This window comes from Suttonella ornithocola, from assembly GCF_001889065.1.
Lineage (GTDB): Bacteria > Pseudomonadota > Gammaproteobacteria > Cardiobacteriales > Cardiobacteriaceae > Suttonella_A > Suttonella_A ornithocola.
In genome coordinates this window covers 1-432 of sequence record NZ_LWHB01000283.1, presented here as the reverse complement: position 1 = coordinate 432, position 432 = coordinate 1, and the positions used below count along the sequence as shown (strand labels likewise).

General features: G+C 40.0%; 1 protein-coding gene. It reads left to right on the top strand.

The genetic code is table 11. The annotated features are described in order from the left end of the window. The first annotated feature begins 18 nt into the window (after window positions 1–18). Complete coding sequence (locus A5N85_RS13770) at window positions 19–375, top strand: IS630 transposase-related protein (protein WP_072577646.1); 357 nt, start codon at window positions 19–21, stop codon at window positions 373–375. The last annotated feature ends 57 nt before the right edge of the window (window positions 376–432 follow it).

Genomic DNA, 432 nt, shown 5'->3' with positions numbered 1-432 from the left:
ACAAACTGAGCATATCCTATGACCTACTGCCGCCAATTCCGACAGAAAATTCTTAACGATATTGCTAATGGAGAAACTTGGCACGCTGTTGCAAAGCGCTACAAGATCAGCAAATTCACCGTTTATAGCTGGATTAAAAATCCCCATCCTAAAGGCTTTACTGAGCGTAAGCCCTCAAAGATTGATGATGAAGCCTTGCTTAAGGATATTGAGCAGTATCCCGATGATTACCAATGGGAAAGCGCTAGACGTTTTAATTGCTCGCAATCAGCGATTTGTTATGCTCTAAAGCGACTAAAGATAACGCATAAAAAAAGATTAACCAACATCCAAAAGCCGACACAGAGAAAAGAGAACACTTTCAAGAACAAATAGTGGATAAGACCGCTCAAGACAAACCGATAGTCTATCTTGATGAATGTGGTTTTAAAG

Bases quoted from the DNA above. Each gene is read 5' to 3' on its own strand.
- A5N85_RS13770 (WP_072577646.1), top strand. From the start codon at position 19: ATGACCTACTGCCGCCAATTCCGACAGAAAATTCTTAACGATATTGCT.